Source organism: Bacillus sp. RIT 809 (assembly GCF_016892495.1).
Lineage (GTDB): Bacteria > Bacillota > Bacilli > Bacillales > Bacillaceae_G > Bacillus_A > Bacillus_A cereus_U.
This window is the reverse complement of record NZ_JAFEMR010000037.1, coordinates 1-24,459: the sequence shown is the minus strand read 5'-3', so window position 1 is coordinate 24,459 and position 24,459 is coordinate 1. Positions and strand designations below refer to the sequence as shown.

Below are 24,459 nucleotides of genomic sequence, written 5' to 3'. Positions count from 1 at the left end.
ATTAAATCTACTATAAAGGAGGAACAAATATGAAACACCATCGAACGCTTACGTACAAACTCACCTCATTTAACGGGACGACGCTAACTGGTGTCACTAGAGATGGCATTACGCTGTCTGCGACCATCATACCGAGAACAATCTATCATGTCGCGAATCTCAATCAATATATCCCTACTGATCCGATTCTTCCACTAGTCGTGATCTATAATACAGCCGTCAGATCAGGTAGAAGCTCCACTATTTTAAATGCCGTGACGCAACTTGCAAACGCTGGAGCGAATGTGCAAGTCCGTCTGGAACCCTACAGCAATATCGTAACCTCCTTCCGCCCTGTTCCCCCAATAATATAGGGTGGATGGCTTCACTACTGCCGCACGTGATGAGCACGAAGTCGCTTCGACGGAAGCTATTCTAGAGATTTTACTAACCCTCAATATTTTGATTGGCCCTACCCTTACATTTATCAATATGTCTGATCCTGCAGACGTGTATGCCTATCAAGCTACAGTTAATATTTCAAACACCCTTTTCGGCACTTATCAAAAAAAATCACATAAATATATATTTTAAGATTGTGAGGATATTGCCAAAGATTATACTTAAATATATAATCATACAAATATAAATCTAACAATCTAAAAATGCTAACTTTACCGATATATATAATTTACACATAGTAGAAAGTGAGAAAATAACTTATGACAACTCATATTGTACAATCAACCGACTATAATCAAGCATCTGATGCATTACGACGCGAAATTGCTGTAATGCTACAGCGGGTTTGGCCAGATTCCGATTCCCTGCCTGAGGAAATAATTCCAGAAACTCACCTTAAAGAATTTAATGTACGCTCATTTTATTCCTACATAGATGGAAAATTAGTCAGCTATGCAGGTGTAGTGCGCAAAACTATTCATCATAATGGACAATCATTTAATATAGCCGGACTGAGTTGTGTAGCGACTGATCCAGATTATCATGGTCAAGGTTTAGGTTTACATACAGTTACTGCCGCTACCGAATGGATTGAAAAACAAAGCGATATAGATTTCGGTATATTTACATGTAAACCGTCTTTAGCTCCCTTTTATAATCGTGCTGGCTCTTGGCTTGTTATACAAGATGTAGTACTTATTGGTAGAGAAGATGAAAATGCTTTATCTAGTGCATCCTTAGAAGCTGCTGTTTTAATGCGTTTGTTTTCAAAGAAAGCGAAATCCCATAAATCAATATTGCGCCATACCACTATTAATCTTGACTTTCCAGTTAATCAGTTTCTATAACAAAAATAAACAAAAGCCAATTTCCATACGATAAGGACATTGGCTTTTGCTTTTTTATTTTGCCTAGCATACGAAATTCTCATATTGTGACAAGAAAGGATAGTAAACGTGATTGTAAGACCTAAAAACAATTCAAAATGCAGAAAAGTAAGATATGTTGGAGAAGCCGTTACTAGTTTCCTATCTAACTTCATACCTGTGAGAGAAAAAGCTGCTAAATAGGTATACAATCCATTTTTCACTTAAACAATTAGCTCAGAACAAAAAAGGATTGATCAAAAGATCAATCCTTTACTCTACTTCATTTAAGAAGAACAATGTTAACGCACCTGGTCCTGTATGCGCTCCGATTGCTGCTCCAATTGTATTTACAATAAATACTTCACAGCCGAATCTTTCAGTAATTAATGCCTTTAATGCTTCGGCTGTTTCTAAGTCGTCGCCGTGTGTCATACCGATTGTTTGACCTTTAAGGTCTTTCCCACGCTCTTCCATAATATCAACAATTCGGCTTAATACTTTCTTTTTCCCTCTTACCTTTTCAAGTGGTACAAGTTTTCCTTCATCCACATTTAGAATTGGCTTAATATTTAGCAAACCACCGATGAAACCAGCTACTTTACTTAAACGGCCACCTCTTACAAGGTACTGTAAATCAGCTACAGTGAAGATATGCTCCATATGCTCCATTAAAAAAGCGACACGGTTTAAGATTTCTTCTTTTGACGCGCCCTCTTTTGCCATTTTGGCAGCTTCTAATACGACAATACCTTGACCGAGTGAGGCACATTTTGTATCAATAATTTCTAAATTTAAATCAGTGTATGTTTCTTTCACTTCTTCTTTAATGAGAACTGACGATTGATATGTACCAGACAATTCAGATGAAAAGGCTAAATATATACAAGGGTTACCTTCCTTTGCATAGGAAACAAATTTTTCTTGGAATGTTTCAAGTGAAGGCAATGACGTTTTATAAACTGCGCCTTCTCTCATTTTTTGCAGTAATGTAACTGATTTTAATGTAACCCCATCTAAATACTCTGTTTCTGCTTCATCATATACACGGAGTGGAATTAAATCTATATCATATGCTTGCAGCAATTCTACCGGTAAATCTGCCGCACTATCCGTAATGATTTTAACGCCCATTTTTAAACCTCTATTCTGTTATAAATATATAAAAAAATAAAATAAAAATATTACTTTTAAATTATATACGTAAAACAAGAATGAAGAAAGGGAAAGTACTTTATATTGTATGCACTCTTCCTCAAAACTTGAACTGCTAAGAAAAATGATTTTGATTTATCCTCTTTTCACTAGTTATTGAGCTATATATAATGAGAATATTAATACTTTTCCAAAGGGGATTACTTATGAGTATACAACTAGCTACTTCTAAAGATTTAGAATGGATTAATAATCAATACGAATCAATAGGATTTGTACCAAGTGATTTAAAACGGGATAAAGTTGCGATTATTACATACAACGGCGAGTTTGCAGGTGTAGGTCGTTTAGTTCAAATTGATGAAGATACTATTGAAATGGGTGGTATTTTCATACTTCCTAAATTTAGAGGCTTACAATTAGCCGGAGAACTCGTTTTATTTTTAGTACAAACAGCGAAGGAATTACATATTCAAAATGTATTTTGTCTCCCTTTCGAGGAATTAAAAAACTTTTATAAAAAATACGGTTTTACTGAAGTCGATACTACGCAAGAGGTTGTCCATCCAATTATTCTAAAAAAATATAATTGGTGTTTAAAAACTTATGATAAACATGTATTACTTTTTAAGTTGTGAGTTTTCTATAATTAAAGGGGATACACATTGTATTACACCTCATGTTTTAACAAAGATTTATCCGTTTCATCTATCTTAATAACTAGTATTTTCAATCGATCCATCAGTTATAGTTCACATCTTTTCCCACGCCTTATTAGCTAGCTCGTTTGCAAACTTGCCAGCACTATTTTAAAATTTCTCTATTACATACTCCTGAAGAAATTTTTAGCTAATTAATGGAGATATGATTATTTATGTAATCCGCACACGAACTTCCTGTTCTTGTAATAATTGGATAGTCAATTCCAATACAATATTTTGCATTAACTGATAGAGCTTATCATGAGATGTACTTTGTTCTGAAATAAATTCAATACATTGAAATATATAGCCCTCTACAAGTAAGCTCCCTTTTTCAATTATAGATGGATTATGTCCTTTCTTTATTATTTTTGGCAATAAGAATTCTTTTTTGGTCAAAATAATTTCCTGTGATACCTCTTTTATTCCTATAACTTTTTCTTTAAATACCACCTTTTCTTGTAAGCTAATTTCACCTTTATATCTCCCTATTTCTATTAGTAGTTTCCCAGTTATATAATTATTTACGTCTGCTTCATCTTCCTTCTCTAATATTATACCGTGGATAGGAATCCACGAAGATGTGCCTATCCAATTCTCTTCCATATTCCCTTTTACTTTTTGATTAGAAAATTCTAAAAGCACTCTCTTTTCATGAAGATTTGAAGAAACTAAATTACAATTAACTTCTCCATGATAATGTTGCACTGTAGTTAATAACTTAGCATCCAGTTCACGACCCCTAGCATCTTTTTCATTACGAAATACAAATGCTTCTTGTTTTTTTACATTAATATTAGGAAATTTTATAAAACTAGTCACATCCGAAATAATAGAAAATGGAGTTTTCACTATTATTGAACGCACTGAAGTTTCTATTTTTGATCCTAAATCTATACTTTCTTTCTTTGATTCATTTGTTACTTCTTCTTTTGCTGGTTCAGTCTCTTTACTTTCTTTCTCTAATTCAATTGCTACATTTTCTTTTTTTGACTCTGTTTCTTTACTTTCTTCCTCTAATTCAATTACTACTTCTTCTTTCTCTAATTCAATTGCTACATTTTCTTTCTCTAATTCAATTGCTACTTCTTCTTCTTCTTTCTCTGATTCAATTACTACTTCTTCTTTCTCTAATTCAATTACTACTTCTTCTTTCTCTGAATCGGTTTCTTCATCTTCTTTTGCTGGTTCAGTCTCTTCACTTTCTTTCTTTGATTCAATTACTATTTCTTCTTTCTCTGATTCGGTTTCTTCATCTTCTTTTGCTAATTCAATTTTCACCTCGTCTTCCTCTAATCCATTCGCTTTATCTTCTTTTGCTGATCTAGTTTTTTCACTTTCTTTCTCTAATTCAATTGCTTTATCTTCTTTTTTTGACTCTGTTTCTTTACTTTCTTCCTCTAATTCAATTACTTTATCTTCTTTTGCTGATCTAGTTTTTTCACTTTCTTCCTCTAATTCAATTACTTTATCTTCTTTTTTTGACTCTGTTTCTTTACTTTCTTCCTCTAATTCAATTGCTTTATCTTCTTTTTTAAATTCAGTTTCTTCACTTTCTTTCTCTATTCCAATTACTTTATCTTCTTTTTTTGACTCTGTTTCTTTACTTTCTTTCTCTGATTTAATTGCTTTATCTTCTTTTTTTAATTCAGTTTCTTCACTTTCTTGCTCTATCCCAATTACTTTATCTTCTTTTTTTGACTCTGTTTCTTTACTTTTCTTTTTTTCTCTTATTTCACGCGAATCATCTTGACCATTCAGCATTTTCCATTTGTAAACTTTGTTCCATATTTCCTTACCAACCCATGGCTTATTCATCACCATTCCCCCATCTGATGAAATTCATAAAAATATGCTTTTTGTACGCGACCATTTCATCATTATATATGTTTTATAATAATAAAAAAGACATTGTCTTTTTATTAAAGACAATGCTTTTTTAGTTTTATACTCGTACTTGTTGTACTTGTAAAACTTTTAAAGTAAGATCTAGTACAATTTTTTCACGAAGAGTTCCAAATGGCTCGTTTAATTCTGTTGGACAAGGGGAAAAGTCTAATTCGAAAAATTGAGCGCTTACTAATTCACAATATGGTTGTTCGTTATAAAAAACTGCATTTTCGAAGAAATATTTGTCTAAACGTGGTAAATCACCGTTGTTAGGATTAATAAAATGAGAAGTAGTGTCTGAGGAAGAAGCTACTAAAGCTAGTGATAGGAAATCAGCTTCTGTTAGATCTGCAAAACCAGAAAATGGAACATTTGCAATGCGGTCATATAGAACTCCATTACACTCATCATTTGCATATTCAATATTTTTACGAATATACCCTTGTACAAATAATTTTCCTCTTGTAACTCGGCGGTAAGGTGTACCAACTACCGGAGTAAATGCTACAGGAACTAACTTACATTGTGTTAAAAATACATTTTTTAACACACGTTTAATCTCAGTTGCTGGAGGATCTAATGAAATATCAGATTCTACAACAATTTGAATTGTTCTTTCTGCTAATACAACTGGTATTTTTACGATTGGTGTTCCTGGAGTAACAATTGGTGTTGCTGCAGCATCACTTAATGGTGTTTGGGTTTGTCCCGCTACCTGACATGGTACATTAATTGGGCATTGTTCACTCATATTTTATAATCTCCTTTATACAATATTTTGGAGTTTTTTAACTCTCTATACTGTATATGTATCTATTCTATTAATGCGTGGGTTCATATAATAGTTACTTTCATCATTTACAAAAAAAATAGCAAGTTTATTGTTAGTTAAACACTCACAACTAAATATATTGAGCCTTTATATGTATCTACCTATATAAAAAGAGAATTTCTGAACCCTCATCGTGGAAGTAGGCACTGATGTGTTCATTATATTCAATAGCAATGGAAGAGTAATTTTTTTCACTTAATACTATCTATACAACAAAAAATCAATATTGGCGGTACTCTATTAGTAAAAAAATAAAAACCGACTTAAAAAAGTCGGTTTTTATACCCAAAATTTTGCGAACTCCCTCAATCTTACCATTGATATTGTTTCTTTTTTTCAAATTTATCAATAGAATTTATCAATAGAATTTATCAATTCTTCTAATAGAACCAATCTGATTGTCATTCTTTCCCTTAACTTCATTAATTAACATCTGTTTCAATGCCTTTAACTTTGGTAAAATCACCTTCGGATAGTTTATATTTGCGATTATAGAAAACAAGTCTAATAAACATTAATTTAATAAGGTTGGCTAGCCTTATGACGTTTTATAATTTGTACACACACCGTTTATTCACCTATTATTCACAAAATAAGTATCATACGCCTTATCAAAAACATATCCTAATTTTTCAGCTAGTTTAGCAGAAGTGCTATTGGCTGCATCCCAGTTTGGATATTTCACATTTTCTAAACAATCCAATATTAACGCTGCACTAACTACAGTTGCCAATCCCTTTTTTCTATGATTCGGGTCAGTAGCAACTTCAATTTCAATACCATCATCATAAATACTATATGATGATGCACCACATACAACTTCTCCATTATACAAAATACAATACCCTATACCTTGATTTACATAATCATCTATTGAACGGAATTGGCTTATAAAATCTTCAGAAACCTTGTGTAATGATGGGTTATTCGCGATATGCTCATCTATCTTTCTTAATTCATACCCTTTTGGAAGTGCCGATATAAAAGATTGTAATTTTGTATGATTAAACAATTCTGGATTCCGTTTGAATTTATACCGTAAAAACTTATCTATTTTTATTTCGTGGAATGTTTCTAAACGCTTTTTCCATTCATCACTATTTACGATTACCAAAATTCTTTCAGGGATGTTACGTAATAACTCTTCTGTCTCTTTCGCATTTGGATCCCCAGCGTAAAATGTGAAAATTCCTACCGTAATCTGTGCTACTGTCGGGTTTTCAAGATTGTTCACCCAAGCGATGCCCATATGTCCTTGTAAATAAGAAAGTAGAACAACATTATTAAAATCCTCGAACATAGAAACTAATTTTTTTCTTGTATGTATATTTGCTTCATATATCATTTACATTCCCGCTTTCTTTAAAATCAACTAGGCTCAACATTTTCATGAGTTAACTTTTATTAGTATTTTTATACGCACTTATTTATTATCTAAGTAACTGTCTATGAAACTCAACCTTCAAATATCAAATAATTATAAATTATACGTAAATGCAAATTTATTATAACATCTAATTCTATTGAAATGATTTTCCTATAAAAAAATGCTACATACTTATCTACTCATTAATTTAGAATTAATATTCCTACTTTCTGCAAACTTTACTCAGTTTCAGTAAAAATTTAAAGAATTAGAGCGATGGGATCCAAGATACATTTAATCGATTAATATATTTTATGTAACAACTCTCATACATAGCATAGTGTATGAGAATTAATTGAAATAGATACGTTATACCTCCTTCTTAGAAGTATAAGATTCCGTCTCACCATTTATATATAGTTTAGTTAACTTAATAATTGAATTGTACATCATACTATTGTCGTTAATAATCTCTTTTTTCATCTCTTCTATTTCGACATTACCTGTTCCACTCTCTATTTTTAAACAGTTCGTTATATTGAGGTATCCCCTTGATGCGAAAAGAATGATAAACGTAATATCAAGGAAATTAATAAATAGCAATCCGAAGTTCAAAGGATTCCCAGCTGTATCCGATAAGATTAATCGAAAATCTAACAGTTCAGGTACCGGAGCGAAATCTTTAGAAACAATCGCTTCACCTACTATAGTAATTTGCTTTACTACATTCCCAAGCTCATCTACAAATTCAATACATCTAGGTGGATCAATCGTTGTTGCCTGTAAAGATAAACTTAATTCAGGATTATTAAAATCGAAGAATAGTGTACTTCCCTCAGTTAAACAATGTGGACAAACATTTCCAAGTAAACTGAATTCATCTTCAATAAATTTAACTTTCGTTTTACAACTACAAACTTTCCCTATTCGAATCGCATCAATTCTTGAACAATCTACAAATATTACCTCACTGTCTTCTTGTGCAAACGACACTATACCTTTTATCTCATTAAATGAAATAAAATAGGATACAACTATTTCGTTTCCGTCTATTACGATACTCTCAACCCTAGAATAAGGATCTAAACTTTTCAAAAATTCACATATACTATTTTGACAACACCCACAATCACGTTTCGGCTCACAATCCACTGATTCTCCATTCCTTTCCTATATGTTTTACCTAATAAATATAATATGAAAGGTATGTAAGAAAAGCTTGGACAATATAACTCTAATATTAGTCTAGATAAGTATACAGACATATGCCTGTCAAATTAAGAAACTAATCGTTCCTCAAATAAGTAATAAAATATATTTTTCACTATAAATACATATAACAATTTCATCTTTCAACAAAAAAGCGTTATAATAAAGTGAAACTTCTATTAGCGGGGAGCTTTATCTCCTACTAATGGTTAGCCCTCACCAATCGGGCTCTTACGGGCAGTTATCTCCTGCCGTCCTCATCATTTGCTTCTTCACCTTGAGGCGGGAGTCTACTGCTCGTTATTGCGGGATGAATTGCAGCCTCTAAGATTACGTTATAAAGGAGATTAAAACAATGACTAAAATTAAAGTATATCAAGTAAACGAAGAAAATATGGAAGCAGTAAAAAACATTATTGATGTTGAGGAACAAAACCCAACTGCTGAGAACTTACAAAATCTATATACATGTGTATTAGATACTGAAGATATGGCATTACCTGAATCATACGTTGAAGAAGATATCTTAATTGATTCTATGGAAGTTATGGTTAACGCTTCTCAAAGCAAGCTAAGAGACTTAGGTACATATGATGTAATCGAAGTTCAAAACAAAGGTAAGAAAACACACATTTTATTATTAGCAGACGAAGAATACGAAATTATCGAAGGCTAATTCGACTCCGTACATAAGAAAAAGCTCCTTTCAAAATTGAAAGGAGCTTTTTCTTTACGCTTTTGATGTTTCACTTTTCACCTTGTTTTGTTCTTTCTTATATACCATGCGCTCATTTCCCATAAAGAAAATGAATACGAACGCTAAACTTGCTGGGACTAACGCCCACATAAATGTCTGAACGATTGAACTAGAAAGAGCTTCAATAATTTTATCTAATATTTGCGGCGGAATTTGAGATCTTGCCGATTCTGATAGAATAGCTCTTGAATCTCCTAAAGCGTTTGTATTCATTCCCCCGCTCATACCTTTAAACGCTTCTTCTAATTGATCCTGGAAACCAGTTCTTTGAATCATTCCGAAGATTGTAATACCAAGTGTCATACCTAATGAACGAATGAAGTTACTCGTTGAAGTCGCAGAACCGCGTTGCTCCATACCGAAGTTATGAATAGCAGCCATACTTAGTACAGAGAATGAGAAACCAACTCCAAAGCCGATAATAACCATATAAATTGTTAATAATATACGACTTGTTTCTGGCGTTAATGTACTTAATAAGAATAATCCGATTAGCATAATTACAGCAGAAATAATCATAATGTTTCGGTAGCTAAGTTTTGATGTTAAAAATCCACCTAACTGCGCTGTAACTACTGATCCTAACATCATTGGTAATAACAATAATCCTGAGTTTGTTGCAGTCCCACCGTATACACCTTGAATAAATAACGGAATGTACACAGTTGCTGACATAAATGCCGCCCCGTAACATAAGGCAATAATTGTACTCATTCCGAATAGACGTTGTTTAAACATCTCAAATGAAATGATTGGTTCTTCTACTTTTCGTTCAATAACAATAAAAGCAATTACTAAAATAGCGAACCCAGCAAATAAACTTAAAATAAAGCTAGAATCCCAATCATACTTTTGTCCGCCTAATTCTAAGGCGAACATTAAACAAATTACTGCACCAACTAAAGTAATTGCGCCAAACCAATCAATCTTTTGTTCTCTATGAACTCGTGACTCTTTATAAAATAATGTAATAAAAATAAGTGCTAAAATTCCAAGTGGTAAGTTAATGTAAAATACCCAGTGCCAGCTAATATAATCTGTAATATATGCGCCAAGTAACGGCCCGAAAATACTTGATAAACCAAATACTGCTCCGAATAAACCACCCATTTTCCCGCGCTTTTCTGGAGGGAAAATATCAAAAACGATAGTAAATGCGATCGGCACTAGTGCCCCTCCGCCAATACCTTGAATGGCACGATAAATACCTAACTGTGTAATATTTTCAGCAGTACCACAAAGTGCCGAACCAATCATAAAGACGATTAAACCGAAAATAAAGAATCTCTTTCTACCATACATATCTGATAACTTACCGAAAATCGGCATACCTGCCATTTCTGCAACCATATAGGCAGAAACAACCCATACAAAGTTTTCAAGACCTCCTAAGTCACCAACAATCGTTCCCATTGCTGTTACGACAATGGTATTATCCATTGATGCCATTAAGATACCCAGCAATAAACCGGCAACAACGAAGCCGAGTTTATTATTCTTCTCAACCATATTTCTTGCTCTCCCTCATACTACTTATATTTGTTTGTGTTCTTTTACGACTGAATTCCCTTTTTGGTTAAAACTAGTATGATATTCTACAATACTAATTTCACAGCCAGGGCCAATTATAACATGATTTCCTCTTACTACGTCTGCTATTGTATGTTCTAAATAAATATCATCCCCCTCAATAATTGATGTTTGAAGGCTTCCTGCATGACTTGTAAAAGGAATAAATCTCGCTTTTTTACGTACTGTAATCTTTTTCCCACCGATTTCTCTCACTTTACTTCCTTCATAACGAAGTGAGATTTCAATATTTTCGGCATTAAGCAAACCATCACTTTCAAGACCACCAGTTAGTAATAATTCCTCTACTTCTATATCTCCCTTCACATTTAAAGCGCCTTTCACATCTACGAAATCACCGGATAGCTTACCTTTAAATTCTATCATACCTCTAACTTTTGTTTTATTAATTTGTCCGTCACCTTGTACTTGGGCATTGCCATATACTTTTACATATTCCGCCTCCATATTCCCCTGTACTTCACTATCTCCATACACGACATAATTTTTCGCTTTCATATTGCCACGTACTTCACTCGTACCATACGTTTTAAAATCATTACAACTCATATTATTAGAGATTGTTCCTTCGCCGCGAATCTTCACTTTATTATAATCTCCACCTGCCGAGCTACCTGATCCATTAACAGTAAGACTATGTTGATTTTCCATATCGATTGCTCCCTTCTTTACACCTGCCTAATTTCTTTTACATTTGCGCTTTTATCAACAGTAAGAACTCCGGTATATTCAATAAGATCAATCTCACAGTTCGGTCCTACTGTAACATTGTTTCCTCTTACCGTTTTAATGTGAGCATAATCAATATCGATATTGTCACCTTCTAACAATTCAGCCTCTAACTGCAGGCCAAATACTGTTTTAAAAAGTTTACTAAAAGTACTCAATCTATGTCTTACTTTAATTGTTTGACCGCCAATTTCTTTCGCTCTACATGTACCGTGAATATTAATATTAATTTCATCTGCGCTTAATAAACCACCTACCGTAAACTGTCCCTCTGAAGAAAAAACATCAACCTCGCAATTACCATCAATCGTCGCTTGGCCATTGATTTTAAATTCTTCACCGGTGACATTTCCACCTATCGTACCTTTTCCTGCAATTTTTAAACTGTTCGCCTTTACATCTTGTGTAATTGTCGCTTTCCCATCGATTCGCATCATTTCTGCGCTAACTGTACCATCAACTTTACCCGATCCGCTAATTCTTGCATTACTACTTTTCAAATCACCAGTAACTGCACCGTAACCATTACATTCAAATTGCTCACATTCAACGTTTCCATTAACAGTTCCTTTTCCGTTTAGCTGTACTTTGTGAAACTCACCGCCATTCGATGTACCGTAACCGTTTATAATTAAATTTTCTGTACGCATGATTTCTCCTCCACTACAACAGTTTAGTTTTTAATGCTTCGGTATATTTCGTAATCGCTTCACGTAAAACAATTTTTGTTCCCTTTTCAAAAATTAAATCATCCACATTTGAAACTAAGAAACATGTAGAAATCCCTAACTTTCGAACGATAATTACGTCACAATTTTTATGCTTAATCGCTTCGTAATTTTCACTTAATACTTGTAAGACCATTTTCCCCTCTTCTAAACTAACGTCTCCTGATTGAAGAAGTTCTTCTAACATATACACGTAAAGAATATCTGCAAATTGAAACTCTGCCGTTTTATTCGTTTGTTCTATAAAAAATTGTAAGACTGGTTCTGATGCAATACCCTTACGTAACAAATCATCCTTTGTTAAAAGAATTTCTGTCACGCTCGGTGAAAACATATTTGCTAATTCATCAAGTGATAAATCCTCTTTCATCGTTTGGATTTTATCAATACGTTCTAATATCTTTTCTTTCGGAAAAAATGTTTCCTGGCCTGTGAACGTTGACTTCCGTACAAACCAATCTTCCGGTATTAAATTTTTTCTCTTCCACCTATATAACTGTCCGTATGAAATACCAGTTAGTTCTAATAAATCTTTTTTTGAAATTAAATCTGTACTCAACTGTATAACACTCCTTCCTGATAACAATGTAACATAACACTGTTACGCTGTAAACGGACTTTTATAATAAGTAGCGTAACAATGTGTAAAACAAACCTCCTTTTTATATAAAAAAAGGTTCTTACGCATTTCATCAAAATGCATAAGAACCTTTATATATCAAGCTTTAAACCATATATCGTAATAATCAATCCAGCCTTGTGAATTAATCATTACATTTTGTATTTTTTCGTGTGAACTTACTCGCTGTTTATTACGATATAAAGGAATGATATGTATTTCACGTAACAGTGTGCCCTCAATATCGCGTAACAGTGTCACCCGTTTCTCTAATTGATTTTCTGTAAAATAAGGCTGCAATACTTCGTTAAAGTTTATATCGCTATGCTGATGAATAAAGCTGTTTTTTGTAAGAAACATATATAGTAAACTATCTTCTATCCGTTCGCTAATTGTCGCACTATCGTGCATTATATCAGCCTTTTGTATCGTACTCATTTGCAATAACTCTTCTTGTTCAAGAAACTCAATATCAATTTTAATTCCGTATTTTGCACATTCTTTTTGTATCCAATGCGCATCTTCAACGTGATCTTGCCCTGTAAATGTATATAATCGCAGTGTTTCATTACGGTAAGAGCTGCATTTAATAAGTGTATGTATATCCCTGTTAATTTGAATTGTACCGTTCTTTGTGAGTACTAATTCATCCGATACTTCTCCGCGCTCTCCCTGTAATTCTTCAACAATTTTATTACCATGAATAATTTTATATAAAGCTCTACGAAACATCACATTTTGCATAGGTCCTTCTTTTGCAGTATTTAACGTAATGTAAGTTACATTCGACTCAAGTCTAGATACTTCTTTATGATGGTTTTCTATATTTTTATAACGTGCTTTCGCTAATATATCGCACGTATTAACTCTGTGCTCTACATTCCATAATTCAATTCGGTCGAGAAAAGGTCGCTCGCGAAAATATAAATCATTTGCTTCTAATACGAATACATCCTCATTCTTTTCACATAACCGAAACGGTCCAGTACCGATTAACTTCCCGTCTTCATCTTCATTTACAATCGAACACTGTTCTGTACTTAAAGCATGTACAAACAACTTATTATCTGTAGATAAACGAATCTGCACAATATAGTCATCAAGAATATGTAAACTTTCAACGTGCTGTAACATCCAAGCATGTGGATTATTTTTCGCTTTCAAGAATCGTTTAAATGTCTGTTCAACATCATAAGCGGTTAGTTCTTTTCTATTATGAAATTGAACACCTTTTCGTAAGTAGAAGGTCCATATATATTTCTGGTCATCATATTCCCAATAAAACGCAAGTCTTGGCTCTACACTGTTTGTATTTCCGTCTACATACACTAATGTGTCGTATATATGTTTTACCATATGACATTCCGAACGCATCGTAGCGTATACAGGGTCTAATGCAATATCTAGATTCATTCGCACTTGCAAACGTAGCACATCTTTTCTTCCTTGAGACGTCCTCTCAACTTGATAACCGAATATCGAATCTATCCAAGTTTGAAATTGAGTTTGAAGCGATGGGAAATATGAGCTATACCTTTCAATAAATGCACTCCCGCTTTTTACATCCCCTTGTTTCGTTATTTCTTTTCCTCTTTCTAAAATTAAAGAAAGTGGATGTTTTTGAAATAACAACTTTGAACGATTCCCTCTCCCTCGGCCTGGAAACCACATAATCCAATTTAATTCTTCTAATTTTTTTATGATTAATTTACTATTTCGCTCTGTACAAAATAAAGTTTCAGATATATTTTGTATTGTTATTTCTAATCTTTCGTCCTCTGCTCGCCCTTTTCCATACTGGAGCCAAAGGTGCATATATTGCTCCAAAATAGTCATAAAACGCCCCCTAAAAGATGAAAAATCTTCCTCTTTCATTCTACCCTTTTTCATTTCTAGCTTCCATCTTATCATTTCAATATAGAGAGGAGGAATTAAAAATGAATCATCTTTTAAAACGTTATAATAAGCCCATCCTCATTCGGTTGTTCGGTGAATTGTTAGTCCGAACGACTGAAGCGATGTTAGCTATCATTTTTATTGTTCACGTTAATAAAGCTTTAAATGGTAATGTCATAGTTACAATGCTTCTTTTCGGATTACAGCCGCTCGCTGATATTGTATTTACATTAATCGCTGGAGGTGTAACAGATAAATACGGCCGAAAGAAAATAATGTTACTCGGATTACTTTTACAAACTTTTGCCGTAAGCGGCTTCGTTTTTGCTGAAACGGTCGCCTTTTTCGCCTTATTGTATGTAGTAAATGGTATTGGCCGCTCTTTATATATTCCGGCACAGCGCGCTCAAATCGCTGACTTAACGAAGGAAGAACAACAGGCAGAAATATTTGCGGTTCTGCAAACGATGGGAGCAATTGGCTCTGTAATCGGCCCATTAATCGGCGCCTTTTTCTATAATAGTCATCCTGAATATTTATTTATTTTACAAGGTGTAGCCCTTACGCTATATGCCATTCTCGTTTGGACGCAGCTTCCTGAAACTGCCCCACTTTTAAGCGACAATGAAAAAATGAAAGAAGTATATTCGCCAAAACAATTTATTTCGAAACATTATGCTGTATTTGGGCTCATGGTTTCTACGCTACCGATTAGTTTTTTCTACGCTCAAACCGAATCGAATTATCGTATATTCGCTGAAAGTGTATTTCCAAATTTTCTATTCATACTTGTATTTATCTCAACTTGTAAAGCTGTCATGGAAGTTATTCTCCAAATTTTCCTTGTGAAATGGTCTGAACGATTTTCTATGCCTAAAATCATTGTTATTTCCTATACTTGCTATACGTTAGCTGCGATTGGCTACGGCTATTCCACAACAATATGGTCATTATTCTTCACATTGCTCTTTTTAGTAATTGGGGAAAGTATCGCTTTGAATCACTTACTGCGATTCGTTTCACAAATGGCTCCAAGTCATAGTCGCGGATTATATTTTTCTATATACGGTATACATTGGGATATTTCAAGAACTTGCGGGCCTTTTGTAGGAGCATTGTTATTAAGCAAATTAAGCGGTAGTACTCTATTTTATATTTGTGCCTTCTTATTAATAATTGGCGGTATCATTCAATCTGTTTTTGTTCAATCGTTAGAAAGAAACAAAGCAAAAGAGCTGTCCCTATAGGAGCAGCTCTTTCATTTAACCCGCCATTTTATTAATACTATCCTCCGGTGAAAACACAGAAATATGATGTACTTTACCAGTTGAATTTGGAATAACGAATTTCAATTCAAACTGGTTATTTACTTTATAAACGTAGATTTTGTCATTACCATTTACTTTAATCGACGTCGGTTTTCCTAAAGCCTTTTCTATTTCTTGTAACGTAATCACCTTAAGTTCTGAATGGTAAGATCGCACGTCAAAAACTTGTGATCCTTTATTAAAGCCAAATGTAACATTTTTACTTGTAAAAGTCGCATACGTCCCGTTCCCTGCTTGATCAGTTTTATCTGCTTTTCCCCACGCTTTTTCTATTTCCTCGATATCACCTGTATGTGCTGCATATGGTACATTAGGTACTTTACCTTCTTTCGCTTGCTCAAATAAATCTTTTACATGGTTAATTGATTTTTGATTAAGCACTGTATTTTTCGAATTAGAATCTGCTGTAGGTTTTGCTGAATCTTGATCTTTTGGTTTTTCCATAGGTTCTTTCTCTGTTTTTGGAGCGTTGTCCTCATTCTTTTTACTGGTTTCTGACGTATCGCTCTTTTTTTCCGTACTATTTTCTGATGTTGAATTCGTTTGTTTCTTTTCCTCAGCGTTATTACACGCGGTTAAAACAGCTACACTCGTTAAAGTTAGGAATAATATAAGCACTTTCATATATACTTTCATCATTTTCAGCCTCCCTCTTCAACATATTCACTTTTGCAACCATTCCATAACACTGTCCTTTAAATTATTTTTGGTCCATAAAGTAAGTACTTCGGTTTACGAAAGTTTTAAAAAGCTTGGAATTGTATTATTAATCCTCTTATTGATCTCCTTGTATACACTTTCTCACCTTAATTGTTATATCCTTCTTTTATTACTTGACATGCGCTGTCACAAAAGCTCATTTCAATTAATAAAACGACAGTTAGTGGTGTTGCAACTGAAACATAGCAGGAATAAACAGCCCCCGTAACGATTGAATTTCCACTCTCAACTTGTTTAACCTATAAGGCTTGAGGGAATGGCACTTGAAATAATATCTTAATAAAATTAAAAAAGCTGTCCTATTTAAGGACAGCTTCAAATATGTATTTTTACACTTCGATTGATTTACCATCTTCAACGATATGGTAAAGTAAATGTGCTAAATGATGAATTGGACCATTTTCTTCCTCTTCTTCATTTGTCTCACCTTGGAATTCAAGATCATTTAAGTATAGTGCTAAAAATTGATAGAACAATTTCAAATCAAATCCGTAGCAAGCACTTGGTTCTTCATGATCTCCTTCATATTGTAACATTAAGTATTGCTCGTTTCCTTCTGCATCTTCAGCATCAAAGAATACGAAAAAACCAACGTTTGTATCTAAATCAAATAGATGACGAGTACCTTTTTCTGTTGCTTTATCGAAGTCCTCTTCACTTAATTTATGTACTGTTGTTGCCTTTGCATTATCCTCTTGATGAAAATTTACTGTAAATGATTTCAATGCTGACACCTCCTGATTGTATAAAAGTAGCATAACAGATTAAACAACATAATACAAAGGGACTGCTCACAAATGTAAACAGCCCCTTACTATTTATTTCCGTATAGCTCGTAATAAGAAGCTCACAATGAAAATTAATATGACCGCACCTATTAAAGCTGGAATAATTGCAAATCCGCCAATAACAGGACCGAATTTACCAAGTAACAACGAACCAAGCCAAGAACCGATAATACCAGCAATAATATTACCAATTACACCGCCCGGTACATCCTTTCCAGTGATCAGACTTGCAAACCATCCTAAAATACCACCGACGATTAAATACCAAATCATATATTTACCTCCTTTATTTTTGAACAATAAAATTATAATCAGAAACAATTGCTTACCATTAGTTATGTTACATTTTTCATAAGTTATTCGTCTTATGAAAATCATTCAAATCTGCTCAACATATTAAGGACAATCTGGCTTCAATATTGTTCTCATAAATTCGTCTTTAAACGCTTGATAATTAAATTCAACGGCAATTCTTTGTATAGGACGATTATCAAACGTCGTTGGCTCAGCTATTCTTCTAAAATCTGCAACACTTTGCCCTCTCGTTACATCATTTGTCGTACTTATCCAAACTGCTGATTTTTTATATTCAAAAATATCATCATTTATAAATGAAATGAACGGAAGTAAATCGTGAATCGGACTCCCAGCAATACCTGGATATTCTTTTTTGTAAAAGTTTTTGTAATAAAAATCGATCATTGGCTTAATAAGTTTCGCCTGTCCTGTTCCTTCTTTATCAATAGTATCGACCATTTCAGGAGTAATAAGTGCTTCTTGCGTTACATTTAACGGGTATATAGTAGCATTTTGCGCATATTTCATAACGATATTCGCGGCAATTGGATCGCCGTAAAAATTAGCTTCTGATACAGGTGTAACATTACCCGGAAATAGAAAAGCACCGCCCATTATATAATAAGAACATACTCGATTCATTAAATTTGGGTACAATAAAAATAATGTTGCAAGTGTTGTTAATCGTCCCGTCGCCACTATAATAATATCTTCTGGACAAGGCTCAATTAATTTAATCAATGCACAAAAATTTTCTCTTTCACAAATTCTCATTTTCGGTGGAATAATTGGACCTAAACCGTGCTCCCCATGAATTTCAGGAAAAAATAAAGGTTCTTCAGCTGTCATCGGTCTACTGGCACCTTTAATGATTTTCACTTTTGTAGCATAGTATCTTTCTAAAAAATAAACATTTTCCGTTACAATTTCTCTTGATACATTTCCATACTCTGCAACGATACCTATAATATCTAATTTGCATGTTTTATTCGCATAAATTAACGTTACTGCATCATCAATACCAAAATCTCCAAAAAAGATTATTTTTTTATTAACTTTTCTCACCCCTCTCCAGCATAATCTACTATCATTATTATGCAAAAAAGACAAGGCGGTGAAACGGAGATAATTAAAAAAGCCGCCTATTTATTGGCGACTTCAATCTTCTTATACGATAAATATGCTAGTACATTTTTGCTTGAATCATATTTCGGATTATTCCCTTTTCTCGGTTCTCTCATATGTGTTTTTTCAAACCCAGGAATGTCAGGCATTTTCTCTAAAAATTCAAGCATCTCTTCCTCAGTTCCCTCAATACGTACACGAATCATTATTGCTATTCCTCAATTCTCATTTTATCTGTACTAAGTATATCGTACATCAGAAAGACTGCAAGAAATTTATCTTTTTAATGTTGAACTTTTTTTACATACGAACAGTGCCATTTCAGTATAGAACGATTCTATTTTATTGTTTTCAAATTGAATTTTGAAAAATCCCTGCATTTCATTTGAGGTTTTCATCATACACTCTGTTAACTTTACACGTTTTTGCATAGGTACATCCATCATATCGCACCACCAATCAAAATCGAACTTCTTGTCAAAAGTATGACATGACTGCATTTGTAAACCATGTTTCTCTAATAAAGTAATCCATTCTGTTTTTTTCAAAGCTCGTTCATGGCTCGGATCTCTCTTCTTTTCGATAAAGTTATAAAATGTATCAAATTCATTATTTTCTGGTGAAACATTATCAATTAATATAAATAATCCATTATTTTCTAACGTTCGATGTACTTCGAAAATAAATTGCAAAGGATCAACAAAGTGATGTGCGGCAATTCGGCATGTAATTGTATCAAAGGCTTCATTAGCAAATGGTAAATTTTCTGCATTTCCTGCTACAAATGATACATTTTCATGCCCGTTCCCTTCTATAAAACCTTTTGCTTTTTCTAACATTTTTTCTGTTAAATCAAGAGCGACTACCTCTTTAAACATTGGGGCTAACAAATTTGCAACATGTCCACCACCAGTAGCAATATCAAGAAGACGAGTATTATCACGAGTTTCAACTTGCTGAACTACATATTGTAAATCCGGTACATTTGCATGAATTTTACTTTTCACATACTTCTCTGCATTACTACCAAATTGTTGTTTCACAAGTTCTTCTTTACTCATTTTTATCATCTTCTTTCTATAAAGTATTATATTTAATTTATAAGTTCTCTCTATATAATTTCAAATCCTCTTTTAGTCTCGTCTCTTCTATTAGAGACCTTCTATCAAAAAAATTTAACTCTTTTATTTTTAAGTACAAAACAAAAAAGGTTATGGGAACTTATCCCACAACCCCACAAAGTATCTCTTATATTTGAGGATCTTCTTACACGTCTAAATAACTTAATCCCCCTGTAACTTCACAAGAACTTCTACTTCGCTATTAGTAGCCTCCCTTGCATGAAATCCATATTGATCCATGCCAATCCATATCCACCCAGGACTATCATAAAGAATATCTATGTTGAAATGCTCCAACTTAGTAAGTTCTGACCTAATAAATTTATTCCTACTAGCGATTTGCTTATCAAGCAAACCATATTCTTTCCCATTTTCAAATAGCGCTATAATCTTTCCTGCAAGTGGATGTATACGAACAATAAAGTGATATTCCTTTTCATTTATATTCGCCACAATCTTACTAGAATCAGGTACATCCCATCTAGAATTAGGCATATTCATATCAATCAGCTCCTTTATTGGTTTCATTAACATCATAACAGATGAATATTTAAATATTATTAATATAATGTAAAAAATATAAAAGCTGACTTCCCTTTAGAAATCAGCTTTTACACATTGTTTATCTTTAAACTTTCTACAAATTTTATAATGTTTCTTTCTCTTCATCATTTCCGGAAACTAAATCTCCTAAAACATCCACCGTAACTTCAACTACAAATTCACAAATCCCTGCTACAACTTCTCCAATTACTTCCTCCATCTTTCTACCTCCTTATTTTATGTAACTTATTTGTAGTATAGGAGATATTGGTTAATTTTAACTATCGTTAAAGGTGACAAAAACATTACAGATTTGTAAGCTGTTTCAATGTTTTTTTGAATTTATACTTCTTCCCTTTGAAACTTTAAGTATTATTAACAACCAGATAGGTCATCATAAAAGAAAGTATTTAAGAATCCTAATTTAAAGGAGGCGTGTAAAATATACTACGTAAAATTAATTAAAGGTCAATCTTTCTATGCTTTTGATCATCGTTTCTTAATATCTCAAGAAGAAGCGGTTTCGGAAAAAATTTTTAATTACTTACGCCGTAATGAATTCTTTGAAGTGCGTAAAGAAGAATATTCTGCCTAATGTACAAACAGCATCAAGAAACAACTCACAGTATTGTGATTCTTTCTTGATGCTTTTATATTATCGCCCTATATTCAGGCGTATTCTCAATTCTATTAACATCTTCTAGTATACGTCCAAGCTAATTCATCGTTACTTTCATATTCTAGTATATGAGGAGGTGACGAACATGACTCATATCATTGATTACCAAGCTACTCAACCAATAAATAAAACGGGTGAAACAACTTTTGTAATTCCCCATTCCCCAAACAAAGCAATTCTAGCAAATATTAAATTGAAAATTTCAAGAAGCGATTCACGTAATAATCGAGTAGAATTAATCGCTACAGTGGGAGTTGAAGGTATAACTGAGATTTCACAAGTTTTATTCCGAATTTTCCGTGACAATACAGAAATCTTCAACGCTCAAGTAGGAATTGAATCTACAGATTCTGAGCAATTTTACGCGCAAACATTTCAAGCTATAGATCAAAATGTTAGCTGCGGGACTCACGAATATTCATTAACTGTAGAAAACCTTACTAGTGGTGCAAGTGCAGATGTTGTTGGTCCACTATCTTTTAGCGGTTTAGCTATTGGACAAGATCATAAGTGTTGCTAAAAGAATCTAGTGTTTGATGTTGCATTTGAGAAAAGTGAGAAGTAGTAACTACGTTCTCACTTTTTTATTTTCTCTATGTTTTTCTTTATTTTCAATTTGTATTTAATCAAGAGTTTTTCACATTTTGAATTACTTATTTCATCATATAATTAATCAAATTTTCAACAAATCAAAAAAATTGAAATCCACTAATGAAACACGTAATATAGACTCTGACTCTAAAAAAGCGCGTTAAAAAATAATGAATAAATACGGAGGTTTTATATACGAGTTTTTAATTTCAAAAGACTGAGAGGTTTAAATTATGTGGCGTAATAAAAATGTTTGGATCGTATTAATTGGGGAGTTTATTGCTGGTCTTGGATTATGGCTTGGTATTCTTGGTAACCTTGAATTTATGCAAAAATACGTCCCTTCTGATTTTATGAAATCCGTTATATTATTTATCGGACTGTTAGCTGGTGTTCTAGTTGGTCCAATGGCTGGCCGTGTCATTGATCAATATGAAAAAAAGAAAGTTCTTCTTTACGCTGGATTTGGTCGTGTTATTAGTGTTATTTTCATGTTTTTCGCTATTCAATATGAAAGTATCGCTTTCATGATTGCATTTATGATTGTACTTCAAATTTCAGCGGCATTTTATTTCCCTGCATTACAATCTGTAATTCCACTCATCGTTCGTGAGCATGAACTATTACAGTTGAACGGTGTACATATGAATGTTGGTACAATCGCTCGTATTGCAGGTACTTCACTAGGTGGAATTCTTTTAGTTGTAATGAGTTTACAGTATATGTATGCCTTCTCAATGGCAGCATACGCTTTATTATTCCTCTCAACTTTCTTCCTACAATTTGAAGATAAAAAATCAGCTACATTAAGTAAACAATCAGCTAAAGATAATAGTTTTATGGAAGTATTTCGTATTTTAAAAGGAATCCCTATTGCTTTTAAAGCACTTATATTAAGTATTATCCCTCTTTTATTTATAGCTGGATTCAATTTAATGGTTATTAACATTAGCGAAATGCAACATGACCCAACAATTAAAGGATTCATATATACAATTGAAGGTGTAGCGTTTATGTTAGGTGCATTCGTTATTAAACGTTTATCTGATCATTTCAAACCTGAAAACTTACTATACTTCTTCGCATTTTGTACCGCTTTTGCACACCTTTCGTTGTTCTTTAGCGATATTAAATGGATGGCACTTGCCTCATTTGGTTTGTTTGGATTTAGTGTTGGCTGCTTCTTCCCTATTATGTCGACAATTTTCCAAACGAAAGTCGAAAAAAGCTATCACGGACGTCTCTTCTCATTCCGTAATATGTTTGAAAGAGTTATGTTCCAAATTGTCTTACTCGGCACAGGCTTCTTCTTAGATACGATTGGATTACAGTATATGGTTCTAATTTTCGGAGTCATTTCATTGTTGATTATTTTTATTTCCCTATCTAAGCAGAAACAATTTGAAAAACAAACGTCGCAATCTGCGAATTTATAAAGTGAAACTTTAATCAGTGAGGGGTTTTGTTCATCCCTCACTGATTATTAGCCCACACCAATCAGGCTTTTACGGGCTAGTTACCTCCCACCTAACCATCTCGCATTCGCCGAATTTTGAGGTGGGAGTCTTACTGCCCACAAATAGCGGGATAAAACTAATACTTCTTAAGAATGGATCCAGTATTTTACTTGATCCATTCTTTTTCAATTTCTAAGATTAAACTTTATATCCTTTGTATAGTCCAAATATTTAAAGGTGTATCGCCTACTGTTTTCGAATACAATAAAAAATAGATTTTTCAAAAAGGAGCTGTGGAAATGTCTGTTGATATGCAATTATTAATTACCCTTCTTTTTTCATTAGTTATGTTTGGCGTCCTTAATTTTTTAGTCATTTCCCTATCTCAAAATAACTTTAAAAGAAGAATTGTTGCAGGTTTCTTATTTTTACTGTTAACTCCCATTATCTTTTTGACTACTACAGCATTCGCTTCTATATTGGATAAAGGTGGTTTTGGAGCAGCTAACCTAGCCTTTAGTATTACAAATATGTATGTTGTAAATGGTATTGTCATTCTTCTTTCCGCTTCATTTATCCTCAAAAGACATAACATAAGATAGACTGTTAGGCATGAATCTGGCATTACACTAGATTCATGCCTTTTTATTTTGAAATCCCACCCTTCTCCAAATTTTTATGTGAAATTTATTAATTCTTTATAAAAATTTAAACTTTATTCATTACAATATTCTTATTGTATTCGCACGTTTATAAAAAATAAGAAGAAAGGAGTACACAATGAAAAAGCTTCTACTTATTTTCCCTATATTAATCGTTCTACTTAGTGGATGTAGCAACAATGATATATACGGCTCTTGGGAAGTCATTGATAATAAAAAAGGTGAATGCCCTGTGTATTATAAATTTGAAACAGTTGTAAAAGAAGAAAAGAAAGAAAAGCTTGTTCAAAACTTAGTAGAAATGCATACAACAAATAAAAAAGAAGATTTATATAAAGGAACATTTGTAAAAAACTCTAATGTGTATCA

26 protein-coding genes are annotated in these 24,459 nt (G+C 33.1%); 9 read left to right on the top strand and 17 right to left on the bottom strand.

Annotated features, from left to right (window positions below):
• The first annotated feature begins 701 nt into the window (after positions 1–701).
• Positions 702–1,289 (top strand): GNAT family N-acetyltransferase, encoded by a 588-nt coding sequence (locus JTF23_RS25645; RefSeq protein WP_204210082.1) that lies wholly within the window; start codon positions 702–704, stop codon positions 1,287–1,289.
• A gap of 291 nt (positions 1,290–1,580) precedes the next feature.
• On the opposite strand, the gene JTF23_RS25640 is transcribed toward JTF23_RS25645, so the two are convergent.
• Positions 1,581–2,441, bottom strand: a complete 861-nt coding sequence (locus JTF23_RS25640; RefSeq protein WP_204210081.1) for a DegV family protein — start codon at positions 2,439–2,441, stop codon at positions 1,581–1,583.
• A 227-nt stretch (positions 2,442–2,668) separates the two neighbouring features.
• Between JTF23_RS25640 and JTF23_RS25635 the strand changes: the two genes are divergently transcribed.
• Entirely contained in the window at positions 2,669–3,100 is a 432-nt protein-coding gene (locus JTF23_RS25635; RefSeq protein ID WP_078174657.1) for a GNAT family N-acetyltransferase, read from the top strand.
• A 234-nt stretch (positions 3,101–3,334) separates the two neighbouring features.
• On the opposite strand, the gene JTF23_RS25630 is transcribed toward JTF23_RS25635, so the two are convergent.
• From JTF23_RS25630 to JTF23_RS25610, 4 genes are all read right to left on the bottom strand, one after another.
• On the bottom strand, positions 3,335–4,573 hold the full coding sequence (locus tag JTF23_RS25630; RefSeq protein ID WP_374100908.1) for a BC_2427 family protein: 1,239 nt from the start codon (positions 4,571–4,573) through the stop codon (positions 3,335–3,337).
• A gap of 535 nt (positions 4,574–5,108) precedes the next feature.
• Positions 5,109–5,804: a CsxC family protein gene (locus JTF23_RS25620; protein WP_002200191.1), complete on the bottom strand. Its 696-nt coding sequence runs from the start codon at positions 5,802–5,804 to the stop codon at positions 5,109–5,111.
• A 655-nt stretch (positions 5,805–6,459) separates the two neighbouring features.
• The gene (locus JTF23_RS25615) at positions 6,460–7,230 is read right to left on the bottom strand and encodes a GNAT family N-acetyltransferase (protein ID WP_204210080.1); all 771 of its coding nucleotides are present in this window, start codon (positions 7,228–7,230) and stop codon (positions 6,460–6,462) included.
• Positions 7,231–7,620: 390 nt separating this feature from the next.
• Complete coding sequence (locus JTF23_RS25610; RefSeq protein ID WP_204210079.1) at positions 7,621–8,403, bottom strand: BC_2878 family exosporium-associated protein; 783 nt, start codon at positions 8,401–8,403, stop codon at positions 7,621–7,623.
• A 412-nt stretch (positions 8,404–8,815) separates the two neighbouring features.
• Between JTF23_RS25610 and JTF23_RS25605 the strand changes: the two genes are divergently transcribed.
• Positions 8,816–9,136, top strand: coding sequence for a hypothetical protein (locus JTF23_RS25605; RefSeq protein ID WP_016105129.1), 321 nt, complete (start codon positions 8,816–8,818; stop codon positions 9,134–9,136).
• Between the two features lie 54 nt (positions 9,137–9,190).
• Here the strand turns inward: JTF23_RS25605 and JTF23_RS25600 are convergent, their stop codons facing one another.
• The 5 genes from JTF23_RS25600 to JTF23_RS25580 form a co-directional block, all read right to left on the bottom strand.
• Positions 9,191–10,726, bottom strand: coding sequence for an MDR family MFS transporter (locus JTF23_RS25600; protein ID WP_002110397.1), 1,536 nt, complete (start codon positions 10,724–10,726; stop codon positions 9,191–9,193).
• 24 nt (positions 10,727–10,750) lie between these two features.
• Entirely contained in the window at positions 10,751–11,458 is a 708-nt protein-coding gene (locus JTF23_RS25595; protein ID WP_204210078.1) for a polymer-forming cytoskeletal protein, read from the bottom strand.
• A 17-nt stretch (positions 11,459–11,475) separates the two neighbouring features.
• The gene (locus JTF23_RS25590) at positions 11,476–12,186 is read right to left on the bottom strand and encodes a polymer-forming cytoskeletal protein (RefSeq protein WP_070139430.1); all 711 of its coding nucleotides are present in this window, start codon (positions 12,184–12,186) and stop codon (positions 11,476–11,478) included.
• A gap of 13 nt (positions 12,187–12,199) precedes the next feature.
• A complete protein-coding gene (locus JTF23_RS25585) occupies positions 12,200–12,823 on the bottom strand; it encodes a YhbD family protein (protein ID WP_002161451.1) in 624 nt (207 codons plus the stop codon).
• Positions 12,824–12,982: 159 nt separating this feature from the next.
• Positions 12,983–14,758, bottom strand: a complete 1,776-nt coding sequence (locus JTF23_RS25580; RefSeq protein WP_204210085.1) for an SgrR family transcriptional regulator — start codon at positions 14,756–14,758, stop codon at positions 12,983–12,985.
• A 62-nt stretch (positions 14,759–14,820) separates the two neighbouring features.
• Here JTF23_RS25580 and JTF23_RS25575 point away from each other — a divergent pair, with 62 nt between their 5' ends.
• Entirely contained in the window at positions 14,821–16,026 is a 1,206-nt protein-coding gene (locus JTF23_RS25575; protein ID WP_204210077.1) for an MDR family MFS transporter, read from the top strand.
• 15 nt (positions 16,027–16,041) lie between these two features.
• Here the strand turns inward: JTF23_RS25575 and JTF23_RS25570 are convergent, their stop codons facing one another.
• From JTF23_RS25570 to JTF23_RS25540, 7 genes are all read right to left on the bottom strand, one after another.
• Positions 16,042–16,746: a YjgB family protein gene (locus JTF23_RS25570; RefSeq protein WP_204210076.1), complete on the bottom strand. Its 705-nt coding sequence runs from the start codon at positions 16,744–16,746 to the stop codon at positions 16,042–16,044.
• A gap of 410 nt (positions 16,747–17,156) precedes the next feature.
• Positions 17,157–17,552: a hypothetical protein gene (locus JTF23_RS25565; protein ID WP_002110404.1), complete on the bottom strand. Its 396-nt coding sequence runs from the start codon at positions 17,550–17,552 to the stop codon at positions 17,157–17,159.
• 93 nt (positions 17,553–17,645) lie between these two features.
• A complete protein-coding gene (locus JTF23_RS25560; protein WP_002110405.1) occupies positions 17,646–17,888 on the bottom strand; it encodes a GlsB/YeaQ/YmgE family stress response membrane protein in 243 nt (80 codons plus the stop codon).
• 123 nt (positions 17,889–18,011) lie between these two features.
• A complete protein-coding gene (locus tag JTF23_RS25555; protein WP_204210075.1) occupies positions 18,012–18,977 on the bottom strand; it encodes a nucleoside hydrolase in 966 nt (321 codons plus the stop codon).
• 77 nt (positions 18,978–19,054) lie between these two features.
• Positions 19,055–19,243: a DUF3970 family protein gene (locus JTF23_RS25550; RefSeq protein ID WP_002110407.1), complete on the bottom strand. Its 189-nt coding sequence runs from the start codon at positions 19,241–19,243 to the stop codon at positions 19,055–19,057.
• 69 nt (positions 19,244–19,312) lie between these two features.
• Positions 19,313–20,098: a class I SAM-dependent methyltransferase gene (locus JTF23_RS25545; RefSeq protein WP_204210074.1), complete on the bottom strand. Its 786-nt coding sequence runs from the start codon at positions 20,096–20,098 to the stop codon at positions 19,313–19,315.
• Positions 20,099–20,320: 222 nt separating this feature from the next.
• Positions 20,321–20,659, bottom strand: a complete 339-nt coding sequence (locus tag JTF23_RS25540; protein WP_204210073.1) for a hypothetical protein — start codon at positions 20,657–20,659, stop codon at positions 20,321–20,323.
• A 484-nt stretch (positions 20,660–21,143) separates the two neighbouring features.
• Here JTF23_RS25540 and JTF23_RS28035 point away from each other — a divergent pair, with 484 nt between their 5' ends.
• The 5 genes from JTF23_RS28035 to JTF23_RS25515 all read left to right on the top strand — a co-directional run.
• A complete protein-coding gene (locus JTF23_RS28035; protein WP_080018204.1) occupies positions 21,144–21,296 on the top strand; it encodes a YqbF domain-containing protein in 153 nt (50 codons plus the stop codon).
• A gap of 169 nt (positions 21,297–21,465) precedes the next feature.
• Positions 21,466–21,900, top strand: coding sequence for an exosporium protein ExsC (exsC, locus tag JTF23_RS25530; RefSeq protein WP_204210072.1), 435 nt, complete (start codon positions 21,466–21,468; stop codon positions 21,898–21,900).
• Between the two features lie 304 nt (positions 21,901–22,204).
• Complete coding sequence (locus JTF23_RS25525; protein WP_204210071.1) at positions 22,205–23,407, top strand: MFS transporter; 1,203 nt, start codon at positions 22,205–22,207, stop codon at positions 23,405–23,407.
• Positions 23,408–23,727: 320 nt separating this feature from the next.
• Positions 23,728–24,030, top strand: coding sequence for a hypothetical protein (locus tag JTF23_RS25520; protein ID WP_204210070.1), 303 nt, complete (start codon positions 23,728–23,730; stop codon positions 24,028–24,030).
• Between the two features lie 178 nt (positions 24,031–24,208).
• The coding region (locus JTF23_RS25515) for a hypothetical protein (protein WP_204210069.1) at positions 24,209–24,459 on the top strand (251 nt) is incomplete at its 3' end.

What these genes read in the sequence shown, in the direction of transcription:
- JTF23_RS25645 (WP_204210082.1), top strand. Translation starts at nt 702, where the DNA reads ATGACAACTCATATTGTACAATCAACCGACTATAATCAAGCATCTGAT.
- JTF23_RS25640 (WP_204210081.1), bottom strand. Translation starts at nt 2,441, where the DNA reads ATGGGCGTTAAAATCATTACGGATAGTGCGGCAGATTTACCGGTAGAA.
- JTF23_RS25635 (WP_078174657.1), top strand. Translation starts at nt 2,669, where the DNA reads ATGAGTATACAACTAGCTACTTCTAAAGATTTAGAATGGATTAATAAT.
- JTF23_RS25620 (WP_002200191.1), bottom strand. Translation starts at nt 5,804, where the DNA reads ATGAGTGAACAATGCCCAATTAATGTACCATGTCAGGTAGCGGGACAA.
- JTF23_RS25615 (WP_204210080.1), bottom strand. Translation starts at nt 7,230, where the DNA reads ATGATATATGAAGCAAATATACATACAAGAAAAAAATTAGTTTCTATG.
- JTF23_RS25605 (WP_016105129.1), top strand. Translation starts at nt 8,816, where the DNA reads ATGACTAAAATTAAAGTATATCAAGTAAACGAAGAAAATATGGAAGCA.
- JTF23_RS25600 (WP_002110397.1), bottom strand. Translation starts at nt 10,726, where the DNA reads ATGGTTGAGAAGAATAATAAACTCGGCTTCGTTGTTGCCGGTTTATTG.
- JTF23_RS25595 (WP_204210078.1), bottom strand. Translation starts at nt 11,458, where the DNA reads ATGGAAAATCAACATAGTCTTACTGTTAATGGATCAGGTAGCTCGGCA.
- JTF23_RS25590 (WP_070139430.1), bottom strand. Translation starts at nt 12,186, where the DNA reads ATGCGTACAGAAAATTTAATTATAAACGGTTACGGTACATCGAATGGC.
- JTF23_RS25580 (WP_204210085.1), bottom strand. Translation starts at nt 14,758, where the DNA reads ATGAAAGAGGAAGATTTTTCATCTTTTAGGGGGCGTTTTATGACTATT.
- JTF23_RS25575 (WP_204210077.1), top strand. Translation starts at nt 14,821, where the DNA reads ATGAATCATCTTTTAAAACGTTATAATAAGCCCATCCTCATTCGGTTG.
- JTF23_RS25570 (WP_204210076.1), bottom strand. Translation starts at nt 16,746, where the DNA reads ATGATGAAAGTATATATGAAAGTGCTTATATTATTCCTAACTTTAACG.
- JTF23_RS25560 (WP_002110405.1), bottom strand. Translation starts at nt 17,888, where the DNA reads ATGATTTGGTATTTAATCGTCGGTGGTATTTTAGGATGGTTTGCAAGT.
- JTF23_RS25550 (WP_002110407.1), bottom strand. Translation starts at nt 19,243, where the DNA reads ATGATTCGTGTACGTATTGAGGGAACTGAGGAAGAGATGCTTGAATTT.
- JTF23_RS25545 (WP_204210074.1), bottom strand. Translation starts at nt 20,098, where the DNA reads ATGAGTAAAGAAGAACTTGTGAAACAACAATTTGGTAGTAATGCAGAG.
- JTF23_RS25540 (WP_204210073.1), bottom strand. Translation starts at nt 20,659, where the DNA reads ATGAATATGCCTAATTCTAGATGGGATGTACCTGATTCTAGTAAGATT.
- exsC (WP_204210072.1), top strand. Translation starts at nt 21,466, where the DNA reads ATGACTCATATCATTGATTACCAAGCTACTCAACCAATAAATAAAACG.
- JTF23_RS25525 (WP_204210071.1), top strand. Translation starts at nt 22,205, where the DNA reads ATGTGGCGTAATAAAAATGTTTGGATCGTATTAATTGGGGAGTTTATT.
- JTF23_RS25520 (WP_204210070.1), top strand. Translation starts at nt 23,728, where the DNA reads ATGTCTGTTGATATGCAATTATTAATTACCCTTCTTTTTTCATTAGTT.